The following is a 12,992-nucleotide window of genomic DNA, read 5'->3' on the forward strand; positions in this document are numbered from 1 at the left end:
CGGTCCGGCGGCCGGCTCCGAGCGGCGCCGCGGACGAGGCCCCGCATCGTGAGTACGGAGCCCCGGCGGGCATCGCCCGCCCCATCATGATCGAACGGGCTGTCGCGTGCTCCGCAGCGCTCCGGCAGCCCTGGCAGCGAGATCCTGCCGGGATCCGGCAGGCACGCACAGGAGTCCGTGCGCCGGCGCCCGGCGGCGGACGAGGGCTCAGCGGTCCCGGCTCCACACGGTGCCCCGGGCCTCGTACTCCAGCATGCCTTCCAGGGCGTTCGCCGCGTCCGGGCCGAGTTCCCGGCGTACGAGCCACAGGCCGAGTTCCAGCCCGGAGGTGACGCCGCCGGCGGTGACCAGGTCGCCGTCGTCCACCACGCGGGCGTTCTTCAGCACACCGCCCTGCCGTTCGAGGTCGGCCCGCACCCGGTGATGGGTCGTGCAGGGCCGCTGCCGGACGAGGCCCGCGTGGGCGAGCAGCATCACGCCCGTGCACAGGCCGGCCACGGTCAGTCCCCGGCGCGGGGCGGCGGCCAGGGCCCGCAGGAGGGTGCCCTTCTTGATCTCGGCCCACACCCCGGGGCCGTCGCGGTCGGTGTAGCCGCCGCCCGGCACCACCACGATGTCCGCGGCGTGCGGCGTCCACGCGTGCTCGACGCCGATCCGGGAACCGTAGGCGGCCGTGACGGGACCGGGCTCGCCGGTCGTGACGTAACGGACGTCCACCGGGCGGTCGGTGAAATGGGAGGCGGCTGAGAAGACCTCGTAGGGGGCGGTGAAGTCCAGCTCCTCCGCCCCGTCGAACATCACGACGTGCACGCGCAGCGGGCCGTCGCCCCGGCCGGACGCGGCTTGCCGAGGCGCGGCGGTCGCCGACAGGCCTCCCAGGGCGCCGGTGGCCAGACCCGCGGTGCCGATCACGGTGGTACCGCGCAGAAGGTCTCGGCGGTTCATGTGGGTTCCCTTCCCTGGTGCGGAGGCGGTGGCGGCCGCGGCCGGCCGGGGCGCGCGGACGCGGTCAGTCTGGCCGGGGCGGGCCCTGCCGCGACACCGGCACGCGTGCCTGGCCGGCGCAAGATACGGCCAATCGGCCCGCCTGCCTCCTCACCCGCGGAAGGCGGCCCGGTAGTCCTTGGGCGTGGTGCCGACGTGGCGTGTGAAGTGGTGACGCAGGGCCTCTATGGACCCGAACCCGGTCATCTCGCCGATCCGGGCGACGGGCACGTCGGTGGTCTCCAGCAGTTCCCGCGCGCGCTGCAACCGGTGGGTGAGCAGCCAGCGCAGCGGTGTGGTGCCCGTCCGGTCGCGGAAACGGCGTGCCAGGGTGCGTCGGCTCATCATCGCCCGGGCGGCGATGTCGGCCACGGTCAGCGGCCGGTGCAGGTTCTCCCGCATCCACTCCAGCGTGGCGCCCAGCTCGTCGGCGCCGTCGTCCACGGGCAGGGCGTCGTCGATGAACTGGGCCTGCCCGCCCGACCGGTGCGGCGCCATGACGATCATGCGGGCGACCTCGGCCGCCACGGCCGCGCCGAGGTCGCGTCGGACCAGGTGGAGACAGAGGTCGAGCCCCGCCGCGATGCCGGCCGAGGTCAGCACCCGCCCGTCGTCCACGAACAGGACCGACGGGTCCACCGCGACCCGTGGGAACCGCTCGGCGAGCGCCCCGGCGAACCGCCAGTGGGTGGTCGCCCTGCGCCCGTCCAGCAGCCCGGCGCGGGCGAGCACGAAGGCCCCGGTGCAGATGGAGGCGACGCGGGCCCCGTCGGACCACGCCTGCCGCAGCAGCCGTATCAGCTGCGGGGGCGGCACCTGGTCGCTGGGGACGCCGGGGACGATGACGGTGTCCGCGCCCCGGGCGTCGGCCAGGGGGTGCGATGCGGAGATCCGGAAGGGCTCCGCCTCCCCCGCCCTGGCGGCGACCGGCCGGTCGGCGCACACCCTCACCTCGTAGGCCGGCCTGCCGTCGGGTCGCCGTGCGAACGCGAACACCTGGCAGGGGATGGCGAGATCGAACGCCGAGACGTGGTCCGGAGCGAGAACGGCAACCACATGCATGGGCCCGGACCCTACGCCGTCGGCCGGTCCGGCGTACACGCGGGGCGGCAGCCCCGACGGCGAGGCCCTGCCGGAATCCGGCAACCTCCACGGGCGTCCGCCCGCACCGGGGCCCGGCGGTGCGGCCCTGACCCGGTCGGCCCGCCCCCGGGGCCCCGCAGCAGTCGCCCGGAAGGCGAGCGTGGGTTAGAAATGGGGCATGACCGGTCCCTTTCGCCGGTCCCGTACGAGAGCGGAGCCGCCGGGTGAAGGGCGCTCCTGGGGACCGTTCCGTCCCTCGGGGGCGCGGCATGCGCGCAGACTCCCGCTGTCGCCGTCCCTGAGCGTCCGCACGCTGGCCACCCAGGTCTTCCTGCTCCAGGTCCTCATCATGCTGGTGCTCGTCGCGGTGGCGGTCGCGGCCCTGGTGGTCCAGGGGCGGTACGACGCCGAGCGGGGCGCCGAGAACCGCTCCCTGGCCGTGGCGGAGGCGTTCGCGCACGGCCCCGGAACGGCCGCCGCTCTCCGGTCCGCGGACCCGACGTCCCGGCTCCAGCCCGCGGCCGAGGCGGCCAGGCGTGCCTCCGGGGTCGACTTCGTCACCGTCCTGAACACGCAGGGGGTGCGGCTGACCGACCCCCGGCCCGAGCTGATCGGGACCACGGCGGAGGGTGTGGAGCGCGCCGCGCGGGGAGAGGCCTTCACCGAGACGTTCCACGGCGAGCCCACCGACGCCGTGCGCGCGGTGGTGCCCGTGCGGGACGGCGAGGGGCGCGTGGTCGGCATGGTCAGCGCCGGGATCCAGTACGACACCCTCGGCCAGCTCCTCAACCGGCAGATCCCCACGATGCTGGCCGCGGCGGCGGGCACCCTCGCCCTCGCCACCGGCGGCACCGCCCTGGTCAGCCGGCGGCTGCGCCGGCAGACGCACGGCCTGGGACCGGCCGAGATGACCCGGATGTTCGAACACCACGACGCGGTGCTCCGGGCGGTGCGCGAAGGCGTCCTGATCGTCGGCGGCGACGGACGCCTGATGCTCGCCAACGACGAGGCGCGCCGGCTGCTGGACCTGCCCCCGGACGCCGACCGCAGGCCGGTCACGGAGCTGGGACTCAGCCCACCGCTGACCCGGCTGCTGGTGTCGCCCGAGCCCGTCTCCGACGAGGTCCTCCCGGCCGGTGAGCGGCTGCTCGCGGTCAACACCCGGCTCACCGAGCCCTACGGCGGGGCGCCCGGACTGGTCGCCACCTTCCGCGACACCACGGAGCTGCGGGCCCTGTCGGGCCAGGCGGAGACGGCACGCGGCCGGCTGACCCTGCTGTACGAGGCGGGCGTACGCATCGGCACCACCCTGGACATCCGGCGCACGGCCGAGGAACTCGCCGAGGTGGCCGTCCCGCGCATGGCCGACTTCGTCACCGTCGAACTCCTGGACTCCGTACTGCGGGGTGAGGAACCCACCGGCGCCGTGCGGCGGATGCGGCGCACCGCGCTGCGCGGACCCGAGGACGGCACCCCGTTGCAGCCGGTGGGAGACCTGATCCAGTTCCTCGTGGCCGACACGCCGATGGCCGCGGCACTGCACCGCGGCAAGGCCGTGCGGGTGACGGACCTGCACAGCGCCCAGGACTGGCGGGCCCAGGACCCCGAGGGCGCCCGTGAGGCACTGGAGTACGGCATCCACTCCCTCATCACCGTCCCGCTGCGGGCCCGCGGCGTGGTCCTCGGCATGGTCAACTTCTGGCGCGGCGCCGGTTCGCCCGCCTACGAGGAGGAGGACGTCGCGGTCGCCGAGGAACTGGTGGCCCGGGCCGCCGTGGCGATCGACAACGCCCGCCGCTACGCCCGCGAGCACACCATGGCCGTCACGCTGCAACGCAGCCTCCTGCCCCGGGACGTCCCCGACCAGGACGCGCTGGAGATCGCCTGGCGCTATCTGCCGGCCCGGGCCGGCGTGGGCGGCGACTGGTTCGACGTCATCCCGCTGCCCGGCTTCCGGGTGGCGCTGGTGGTCGGCGACATCGTGGGGCACGGGCTGCACGCCGCGGTGACCATGGGACGGCTGCGGACGGCCGTGCTGAACTTCTCCTCGCTGGACCTGCCCCCGGACGAACTGCTCGGCCACCTCGACGAGATGGTGACGCTGCTGGACACCCAGACGACGCACGACGACGGCGACAGAGCCCCGGTCACCGGCGCCACCTGCCTGTACGCCGTCTACGACCCCGTCGGCGGGCGCTGCACCCTCTCCCGCGCCGGACACGTCGCACCGGCACTGGTGGACCCCGACGGCACGGTGACCTTCCCCGACCTCCCGCTGTCACCGCCCCTGGGGGTCGGCGGGCACCCCTTCGAGGCCGGCGAGCTCCAGCTGCCCGAGGGCAGCCGGCTCGTGCTGTTCACCGACGGGCTGATCGACGACCGCGGACGCGACATCGACGAGGGCCTGCGCACGCTCCGGTCCGCCGTCGCCGGTCCGCAGCGGAGCCCGGAGGAGACCTGCCGCGCCGTCATGGAGGCGATGCTTCCCGGCCGCCCCCGCGACGACGTCGCCCTGCTGGTCGCCCGGACCCGCCTGCTGGACCCGTCCTGCGTCGCGTCCTGGGACGTCCCGTTCGACGCCACGGCCGTCTCCCGGGTCCGCACGGAGGTGAGCCGCCGGCTCGCCGACTGGGACCTGCGCGAGTCGGCGTTCAGCACGGAACTCATCCTCAGCGAACTCCTCACCAACGCCATCCGCTACGGCGCCCCGCCCGTACGCGTCCGGATGCTGCTGGGACGCACCCTCGTCCTGGAGGTGTCGGACGGCAGCAACACCTCACCCAGGCTGCGCCGCGCGGCCACCACCGACGAGGGAGGCCGCGGCCTGTTCCTCGTCGCCCATTTCGCGGAGCGGTGGGGCACCCGCTACGCGGTGACGGGCAAGGTCATCTGGGCCGAACAGACACTGGGCCGCACCCCCGAACCGGACCCGGGCCTGCTCCTCGACGTACCGGCCTGGTGAGACGCCGTGCCCGGGCGTCAGCCGCCGGCACCCCCGGCGCCGGGCGCGCCGCCCACCACCGACAGCAGGTCCTCGCGCCCGGCCAGCGAACGCAGCGACAGGGTGCGGTAGCCGGCCCGGTCGAACAGGACGGTGATGCGGTCGCCGTCCTCGCTCAGGACCGTGCCGTCGCCCCACTCGGCGTGCCGCACCCGGGCCCCGGCCGGGTAGGCGGCGGCGTCCGGGTGGACGGGCGCCTCGCGCTCCTGCGTCTGCGGTGCCTCGCACACGTCGCAGTTGCCGCAGGGCGCCTCGTACTCCTCGCCGAAGTAGCCGAGCAGGAACCGCCGCCGGCAGCCGGTGGTCTCGGCGTAGGCGCGGGCCATGTCCACCCGCGAGCGGTCGGTCCGCCGGTGCGCCTCGGCGGTCTCCTCGGCGCGTTCGGCTGCGGTGTCCGGGCCGGTGCCGGGATCGGGACGCACCTCGCCCCCGTCCCCCGTGCCGACGGCTCCCGCCTCCTCCAGGAGGTTCAGCGCCGCCGTGACCCGCTTGCGGGACAGCCCCGTCTCCCGGCGCAGCCGTTCCGGGCCCGCCGGGTCGTCCCGGTGGTCGTGGACGGCCTCCGCCACGTCGGCCAGGGTGTCGCGGCCGGGGGTGCGGCCCGCGAACCAGTTCCGCATGCCGGTGTCCTCGGCCCGGTGGTGCAGCACCGCGAGGGCCGGCCGTCCGTCCCGGCCGCAGCGGCCGATCTCCTGGTAGTAGGCGTCGAGGGAACCCGGCAGGGAGGCGTGCAGCACGAACCGTACGTCCTCCTTGTCGATGCCCATCCCGAAGGCCGTGGTCGCCACGACGACGTCGACCCGCCCGGCGAGGAACGCGTCGTGGACGCGGGCGCGTTCGGCCGGCTTCAGCCCGGCGTGGTAGGCCTCGGCGGCCAGGCCGAGGCCGGCCAGTTCGGCGGCGTACTCCTCGGTGTCCCTGCGGGTCGCGGCGTAGACGATGCCCGGTTTCGGCTCGGCGGCGGCCCGTTCCACGACGGCCGGGCGCCGCTCGTCCTCGGTGAGGAACCGGCGGGCCTCCAGCCTGATGTTCGGCCGGTCGAAACCGGCCACCGTCAGCTGCGGGTCGCGCATGCCGAGCCGCTCCGCGATCTCCGTGCGCACGGGCGGGGCCGCGGTCGCGGTCAGGGCGAGCAGCGGGGGCCGGCCCACGCGGCGCGCGGCCTGATCCAGGCGGAGGTAGTCGGGCCGGAAGTCGTGGCCCCAGGAGGAGACGCACTGGGCCTCGTCCACGACGAACAGGGCGGGCCCCGCCTCCGCGAGCCGTGCCACGACCTCGTCCTTGGCCAGCTGCTCCGGCGCCAGGTACACGAACCGGGCCTCGCCCCGCCGCACCGCATCCCAGGCCGCCTCGGCGTCGGAGGCCGACAGCCCGGAGTCGACGGCCACGGCGCCGGGGGCGCGGTCGCCGGCGGGCAGCCCGGCGATCTGGTCACGCTGGAGGGCGATCAGCGGCGAGACGACCACGACCGGGCCGGACAGCAGGACGCCGGGGACCTGGTAGACGGCGGACTTGCCGGAACCGGTCGGCATCACCACGAGGGTGTCCCGGCCGTCGAGCACGGCGAGCATGGCCTGGAGCTGCTCGGGCGAGAGGCTGTCCCAGCCGAACACCTCGGCGGCGGCACTCCGCACCCGCGCGGCCCGCCGCTCCGTGGGGCGGGGGTCTTCGGTCATGGTCGCTCCCTCGCTCGCCCGGGCGGCCGCGCACGGCCGTCGGGACCGGCGCCGGCGCGCGGCGGGCACCGGCTGGGTACCCGGGGCCGCACGGGCCAGTCCCGCGGCGCCGCGGACCCGCGGACCGGCACACCCGTCCGCGGCGCCGCGGACCGGCACACCCGGGCGTGCCCGTCGGCGGTCAAGGTGCGCACCCGTCGGTGATCAAGGCCTGGCCTGCGCGGTCGCTGCCGCTCCGGTGCTCGTGCGCGCGGCCACGGCACCGGTCCGGCGCGTGGCGGCCGGGTTGCCGGGCATCTGAAAGGGACTGACGGAGGAGGTGGCCGTGGCAAGCGGTGAGGGTCTGGGTCTGGACGAGGTGCTGAGAGCGGCGGAGGACGCCGCCCCGGTGGAATCGGTGGACATCGTCGCCCAGAACCTGGAGAAGCGGTTCTCGGCGAGGGAGGTGTCGTTCCTGCTCGTCGACATGATCGGCCGGGAGGCCGTACGGCTGCCCAGGGCCGGCCTGGCCGGGCAGGCGCCCGGCGAGGGCGAGCGGGTCGAGCTGGCGGGCAGCGTCTACGACCACGTACTGCGCTCCCAGCGCCTGCACCAGGAGGACGACGAGGAGGGCGGCTGCCGGATGGTGACGCCCGTGACCAACCGCGGCGACTGCGTCGGCGTCCTGGACCTGGTCGTCCCGCACGCGGACGACACCGTCCGCCGGGCGGTGGCCGACGCCGCCCACGCGCTGGCGTACATCGTCGTCACCGACCGGCGCTTCACCGACCTCTACCACGTGAACCGGCGCACCACGGCGGTGAGCCTGGCCGCCGAGATCCAGCACCAGCTGCTGCCGTCGGCGTCCTGCTGCGAAGCGGCCCAGTTCACCCTGGCCTGCGGCCTGGTCCCGGCCGACGACATCGGCGGCGACACCTACGACTACGCCCTCGACCAGGACACCCTCCACCTGTCCGTCACCGACGCCATGGGCCACGACACGGCATCGGCGCTGCTGGCCACCCTCACCGTCAACGCCCTGCGCGGGGCCCGCCGCGCCGGACGCGGCATCCTCGAGCAGGCCTACGCCGCCCACGAGGCCGTCGCCGGCGGCACCGGCGGCATGACCACCGGTCAGCTGCTGCGCGTCGAGCTGGACACCGGCGCGGTGGAGCTGGTCAACGCCGGCCACCCCTGGCCGCTGCGGCTGCGCGGCTCCCGTGTGGCGGAGCTGGCCCTCGCGGTCAACCTCCCGTTCGGGGTCCCGGCCCCGGTCTCGTACACCACGCAGCACTTCCGGCTGGAGCCCGGCGACCGTCTGGTGCTGCTCACCGACGGCATGCAGGAACGCGCCGCGGCGGCCGTCGACCTGGCGGCCCTCGTCCGGGACACCCGCGACGAGCACCCCCGGGAAGTGGTCCGGTTCCTGACCACGGCGGTGCACGACGCCTGCGGGGGATCGCTGCCCGACGACGCCACGACCCTGGTGCTGGACTGGCACGGCGGCCGTTCCGGGCAGCGCCGGACCAATTGCGGGTCCAACGCCTGAGCCGGGCGGGGCGTCGGGGCCGCCGGGTCACGGGCCCGGGAGGGCCTCGCCGCATGGTCACCGGCCCACGGGGTCGCCCTCGGCACCGTCGTCGCGGGCGCGCAGCATCAGGTGCCCGCCGTGCTGGAGGGCCGTGCCCGGCCTCACCCGGGTCGCCTCCCGGCCCGTCCCGGCGTCCACGATGTGCACCTCTCCGTGGCCGCCACGGGTGACGGCGACCCAGTCGCAGGCGGGGGAGGCGGCCACCGCCCGGCGCTGGACGCCCTCCCAGGGGGTGCCGCCGCGGCGCGGGGCGCCCGTCATGGCGGGCAGGGACAGACGCCGCAGGACGTCGTCGGTGCCCAGCAGGAGCAGCTCGTCGCCGTCGGGGTGGATGCGGGTGAAGGCGGTGTGGTGCCGGGCGAGGGCCAGCCGGAAGACCAGCCCGGGACCGAGGTCCGTGCGGCGCGTACGGCCGGTCGCCAGGTCGTGGCGCCATGCCTGGTTGGTCCACTCCGGCCACCGCAGCGGGTCCGGGTGCCCGCCGCGCAGCGTGCTCCACAGCGCGGGCCGGCGGGTGTCCAGGCGCAGGTACCAGCCCCGGGCCGGGGACTCCCACGGAATCACGGACTCGGCGACCAGTGCGTCGTCCTTCCTGCGCGCCCGGTGCACCCCTTGGCCCGTGGCCGCGAACACCTGCCCGGTGCCGGGTACATGGGCGTCCCCGTGGCCGTCGCCGGGCAGCGGCAGCAGGGCGTGCGGGGCGAGGGCGGGGCAGCCGGGCGGTGCGGCGAGCAGGTCCGCGAACCGGTGCACGGCCAGCGCGCCGGGTTCCCGGTGCCGCAGCACCACCAGCGGGTCGTCGCCGCCCAGCACCGTCACCCCCGGCTCGCCGACGCGGGTGCGCACCCGGGCGGTGTCGCCCGTGTCAAGGTCGACGACCGTCAACAGGTCCGACCACGGCTCGGTGTTCCGGCCCAGGCCGGTCGTGACGGCCACCCGGCGGCCGGACGGGTCGCAGGCGAGGTGCTCGGCCGGCACGGCGACCGGGACCGCCCGCTCCACCAGTTCGTCCCCGAAGGGGTCGAGCACGAGCAGTTCGCCCCGGCGGTCGTCCACGCAGGCCACCCGGCCCTCCGGCAGCGCCAGGAACCCCGCGTGCTCCGAGAGGTGGCGGCCGGTCAGCCGGGCCGTGACGACGCCGTCCGGCACGGTCAGCACATGCAGCGCACCGGCCACGTGGTCGGAGACGAGCAGGACGGCGGGGGGTGCGGTCATGGGTCCTCCAGACAGGTGATTATGAAAACGATTATCATGTATCTTCGGTGCGTTGCGCGTCCCTGAGAAGAAGCGAGGGCATTCATGCTGCGTTCACCGTCGAGTTCCGCCCGTGTCTGGATCACCGCCGCCCTGGTCGGGTCCCTGCTGGTCGGATGTGGTGCGTCGGCCCAGGACACCGAGGACTCCGCGGGCGGCGGGGCGAAGCCCACGGCGAAGACCGACGTCACCGTCGAACCCATCGAGGCGACGACGGAGCTGACCGACACGAACGGCACCGAGATCTCCCTGGAGAAGAAGCCGGAGCGGATCGTCTGCCTGTTCGCGCTCTGCGACGACATCCTGACCGAACTGGGCATCCGCCCCACGGCGACCAACAGCGCGCTGCTCGCCCACCCCCGCTTCCTGGGCAAGGAGAAGGCCGAGGAGGTCGACGTCGTCCCCGGCGGATTCATCGCCCCGGAGGTGGAGGCGATCCTCTCCCACAAGCCCGACCTCGTGATCGGCCTGGGCGACACCCACGGCAAGCTGGCCCCGGCGCTGAAGGACGCCACCACGTTCTGGGCCATGCAGCCCGAGACCTGGGAGGACAGCGTCGGCTACCTCCGCGACGTCGCCGCCCTCACCGGCCGCACCGCCGAGGGGGAGAAGGCCGAGAAGGCCTTCCGGACCAAGCTGGCCGCCGCCGAGAGCGCCCCGAGCGACAAGACGGCCCTCATCATCTACGGCAGCGACGAGAACTTCGGCGTCGCCACCCCGGAGGGCGACGTCACCGCCAGCATGTTCCCCGAGCTCGCCGACTACCCCTGGAAGTCGCGCGGCGTCGAGGGCAGTTACAGCCTGGAGGAGATCCTCGCCAAGGACGTGGACGTGCTGTTCGTGGAGACCATGAGCTTCGGCGACACGGACGGCAAGCTGTCGCAGAAGCTGGCGAAGAACCCTCTGTGGAGCAAGATCCCGGCCGTGCGCAACGGTGACGTCCACGAGGTGGACCCGGAGGTGTGGGCCAAGGGCCGCGGCACCCGTTCCCTCGGCATCGTCCTCGACGAGGCCACGGCCGCGCTGCGGTGAGCGCCCCCGCCCGGAGCGCGACGGCCGGTGCGCCGGGGACCGTGCCGCGCGCACGCCCCTGGCAACCGCTGCTGGTCGTCGTGCTGTTGCTCTCCTCCGCCGGCTGCGCGCTCAGCCTCGGCACCCCCTACGTCCCCGCCCACCGGCTCGTCGGCGCGGTCCTGGACGGGGACACCACGCTCGCGGGCATCGTCGTCGGCGAACTCCGCATCCCCCGCCTGGTACTGGCGCTGCTGGCCGGGGCCTGTCTGGGCGCGGCCGGGCTCGTACTCCAGGAGGCCCTGCGCAACCCCCTGGCGGTGCCGGAGATGCTCGGCGTGTCGTCCGGGGCGGCGCTGGGGGTGGCCGCGCCCCTGGTCCTCTCGCTGTCCCTGCCCGCCGCCGTCCAGCCCCTGCTGGCGCTCGGCGGCGCGGCGCTCGGCGGCGGGCTCACCCTGCTCGCCGCGGGGCTGGGCCGCAGCCCCTCCGCCGTGCTGCTGACCGGCGCCGCCGTCGCGGCCGCGTTGCAGGCCGCGCTGCTGGTGCTGATGGTCATGGCCGACCAGCTCGACCTCCAGCTGATCTACCGCTACCTGCTCGGCTCGCTCTCCGCCCGCACCTGGGACGACGTGGCGGGGCTGTGGCCGTGGCTGCTCGTCGCGGTGCCCGCCCTCGTGCTGTGCGCACCGGTGCTGTCGGTGATGCGGCTGGGCGACGAGGACGCCGAGGCGCTCGGGGTGCGTGCCCACCGGGCCCGGCTGACCGCGCTGGCCATCGCGGTGCTGCTGATCGCCCCCGTCACGGCCGTGTGCGGGCCCGTGGCGTGGGTCGGGTTCCTCGCCCCGCACCTGGCCCGGTGGTTCGCCCCGGCGGCCGGTGCGGTGCGGTGGCTGCCCTGGTCGGCGGCGTGGGGGGCCGCCGTCGTCTCCGTCGCCGACGTGCCGGCCCGGCTGGCGCTGGCGCCCGTGGAGACGCCCGTCGGTGCCTGGACGGCCCTGCTGGGTGTGCCGGCCGGGGTCGCGCTGATGCGGTCGGGGCGCCGCGGCCGGGCCCGCCGCGGGACGGCGGTCAGCGCCGCACCGGGCGCGGCGCCGCCCGCACCTGTCACCGACGGCGCGGCGACGCGGGCCGGCTCTCCCTCCTTGGCCGAGGCGGCGGGGGTCGGCTCTCCCTCCTCGGGCGGGGAGGCGGGGGTCGACTGCCCCTCCTCGGGCGGGGCGGCGGGGGACGGCGCTCGCTCCTCGGCCGCGGCGGCGCGGGACGGCTCCCGCTCCTCGGCCGAGCCCCCTTCCGCCGTGCCGGCGCGGACGTCCCCTGAGCGGGCGGCCGGCGGCGGCGGTCCGGTGCCGCCCGGAACCGGCGGGACCACCGGAACGGGGCTCCCGCGGTGAGCCGGCGTTTCGGGGCGCTGGCGGCCCTGGCCGTCGTCTGCGCCGGGGCGGAACTGGTGGCCGGGCGCGGCATGTCCCCGGGCGTGGTCTGGGACGTGCTCGGCGGCGGCGGTGACGCGACGGAACGGCACATCCTGCTGCAACTGCGTCTGCCCAGGCTGCTGGTGGCGCTCGGCGCCGGAGCGTGTCTGGCGGTGGCGGGCCTCGTCCTTCAGTCCGCGCTGCGCAACCCCCTGGCCGGGCCCGAGGTGACGGGGGTGACACCGGGGGCGGTGCTCGGCGCCGTCACCGCGACCGCCCTGGGCTTCGCCGGCTGGGAGTCCCCGCTCGCCGTGGTCGTCGCCGCGTGCGCCGGCGGCTGCGCCGGGGCGGGTCTGCTGTGGCTGCTCGCCGGGCGCGGCCGTGGCGATCCGGCGCAGACCGCCGTGCACGGGGTGCTGGTGTCGGCGGTGCTCGGCGGACTCACCGCCATGGTGCTGCTCGTCGAGCCGGGCGAACTCGGCAGCGTCGTGCAGTGGCTGGTCGGCACCACCGAGGGCCGGGTCTGGCAGCACTGGCACCTGCTGTGGCCCTGGGCGCTGGCCTGGGGCGCCGTGGCGTGGCTGCTCGCCGGGCCGCTGACCCTGCTGCGCTGCGGGGACGACATCGCCCTCGCCGCCGGGCTGTCCGTCCGGCCGGCCCGCACCCTCGCCCTGCTGTGCGCGGTGGCGCTGACCGCGGGGGCCGTGGCGGCCGTGGGCGCGCTGGGCTTCGTCGGGCTGCTCGTCCCGCACCTGGCGGTGGCCGTCTTCGGCGCCGACCTGCGGGCGAGCCTGCCCGGTGCCGCCCTCACGGGCGCGGTCGTGGTGTGCGGCGCGGACGCGGCGGCGCAGCTGTCCTCGCGGCTGCTTGCGGCCGCCCTGGACTCCGGGCGGCTCACGCTGCCCGTCGGCGCGCTCACCGCCTGCCTCGGCGCCGCGCTGCTGCTCGTCGTCGTACGCCGCACGCCGAGCCGAACGTTCTGAAGTCGACGTAAGGACAGA

At 75.7% G+C, this 12,992-nt stretch carries 8 protein-coding genes and 1 pseudogene; 5 read left to right on the forward strand and 4 right to left on the reverse strand.

Going from position 1 to position 12,992, the window contains the following annotated elements; genetic code table 11:
* Window positions 1-207: 207 nt before the first annotated feature.
* The gene (locus ACZ45Q_RS32205) at window positions 208-945 is read right to left on the reverse strand and encodes a DJ-1/PfpI family protein (RefSeq protein WP_468268065.1); all 738 of its coding nucleotides are present in this window, start codon (window positions 943-945) and stop codon (window positions 208-210) included.
* Between the two features lie 150 nt (window positions 946-1,095).
* Window positions 1,096-2,046: a GlxA family transcriptional regulator gene (locus ACZ45Q_RS32210; protein WP_468268068.1), complete on the reverse strand. Its 951-nt coding sequence runs from the start codon at window positions 2,044-2,046 to the stop codon at window positions 1,096-1,098.
* A 199-nt stretch (window positions 2,047-2,245) separates the two neighbouring features.
* Here ACZ45Q_RS32210 and ACZ45Q_RS32215 point away from each other — a divergent pair, with 199 nt between their 5' ends.
* On the forward strand, window positions 2,246-5,029 hold the full coding sequence (locus tag ACZ45Q_RS32215) for a SpoIIE family protein phosphatase (RefSeq protein WP_468268071.1): 2,784 nt from the start codon (window positions 2,246-2,248) through the stop codon (window positions 5,027-5,029).
* A 17-nt stretch (window positions 5,030-5,046) separates the two neighbouring features.
* Here ACZ45Q_RS32215 and ACZ45Q_RS32220 read toward each other — a convergent pair whose 3' ends face one another.
* A complete protein-coding gene (locus ACZ45Q_RS32220; RefSeq protein WP_468268074.1) occupies window positions 5,047-6,744 on the reverse strand; it encodes a RecQ family ATP-dependent DNA helicase in 1,698 nt (565 codons plus the stop codon).
* A gap of 325 nt (window positions 6,745-7,069) precedes the next feature.
* Between ACZ45Q_RS32220 and ACZ45Q_RS32225 the strand changes: the two genes are divergently transcribed.
* On the forward strand, window positions 7,070-8,272 hold the full coding sequence (locus ACZ45Q_RS32225) for a PP2C family protein-serine/threonine phosphatase (RefSeq protein WP_468268077.1): 1,203 nt from the start codon (window positions 7,070-7,072) through the stop codon (window positions 8,270-8,272).
* A 57-nt stretch (window positions 8,273-8,329) separates the two neighbouring features.
* Here the strand turns inward: ACZ45Q_RS32225 and ACZ45Q_RS32230 are convergent, their stop codons facing one another.
* On the reverse strand, window positions 8,330-9,529 hold the full coding sequence (locus ACZ45Q_RS32230) for a hypothetical protein (RefSeq protein ID WP_468268080.1): 1,200 nt from the start codon (window positions 9,527-9,529) through the stop codon (window positions 8,330-8,332).
* An 84-nt stretch (window positions 9,530-9,613) separates the two neighbouring features.
* Here ACZ45Q_RS32230 and ACZ45Q_RS32235 point away from each other — a divergent pair, with 84 nt between their 5' ends.
* From ACZ45Q_RS32235 to ACZ45Q_RS32245, 3 genes and pseudogenes are all read left to right on the forward strand, one after another.
* The gene (locus ACZ45Q_RS32235) at window positions 9,614-10,600 is read left to right on the forward strand and encodes an ABC transporter substrate-binding protein (RefSeq protein WP_468268083.1); all 987 of its coding nucleotides are present in this window, start codon (window positions 9,614-9,616) and stop codon (window positions 10,598-10,600) included.
* A 68-nt stretch (window positions 10,601-10,668) separates the two neighbouring features.
* A pseudogene (locus ACZ45Q_RS32240) lies at window positions 10,669-11,682 on the forward strand (FecCD family ABC transporter permease); the annotation flags it as partial.
* Window positions 11,683-11,966: 284 nt separating this feature from the next.
* A complete protein-coding gene (locus ACZ45Q_RS32245; RefSeq protein ID WP_468268086.1) occupies window positions 11,967-12,974 on the forward strand; it encodes a FecCD family ABC transporter permease in 1,008 nt (335 codons plus the stop codon).
* Window positions 12,975-12,992 lie beyond the last annotated feature (18 nt).

It is taken from the genome of Streptomyces sp. NPDC031049 (assembly GCF_055571015.1).

Bases quoted from the DNA above. Each gene is read 5' to 3' on its own strand.
- ACZ45Q_RS32205 (WP_468268065.1), bottom strand. From the start codon at position 945: ATGAACCGCCGAGACCTTCTGCGCGGTACCACCGTGATCGGCACCGCG.
- ACZ45Q_RS32210 (WP_468268068.1), bottom strand. From the start codon at position 2,046: ATGCATGTGGTTGCCGTTCTCGCTCCGGACCACGTCTCGGCGTTCGAT.
- ACZ45Q_RS32215 (WP_468268071.1), top strand. From the start codon at position 2,246: ATGACCGGTCCCTTTCGCCGGTCCCGTACGAGAGCGGAGCCGCCGGGT.
- ACZ45Q_RS32220 (WP_468268074.1), bottom strand. From the start codon at position 6,744: ATGACCGAAGACCCCCGCCCCACGGAGCGGCGGGCCGCGCGGGTGCGG.
- ACZ45Q_RS32230 (WP_468268080.1), bottom strand. From the start codon at position 9,529: ATGACCGCACCCCCCGCCGTCCTGCTCGTCTCCGACCACGTGGCCGGT.
- ACZ45Q_RS32235 (WP_468268083.1), top strand. From the start codon at position 9,614: ATGCTGCGTTCACCGTCGAGTTCCGCCCGTGTCTGGATCACCGCCGCC.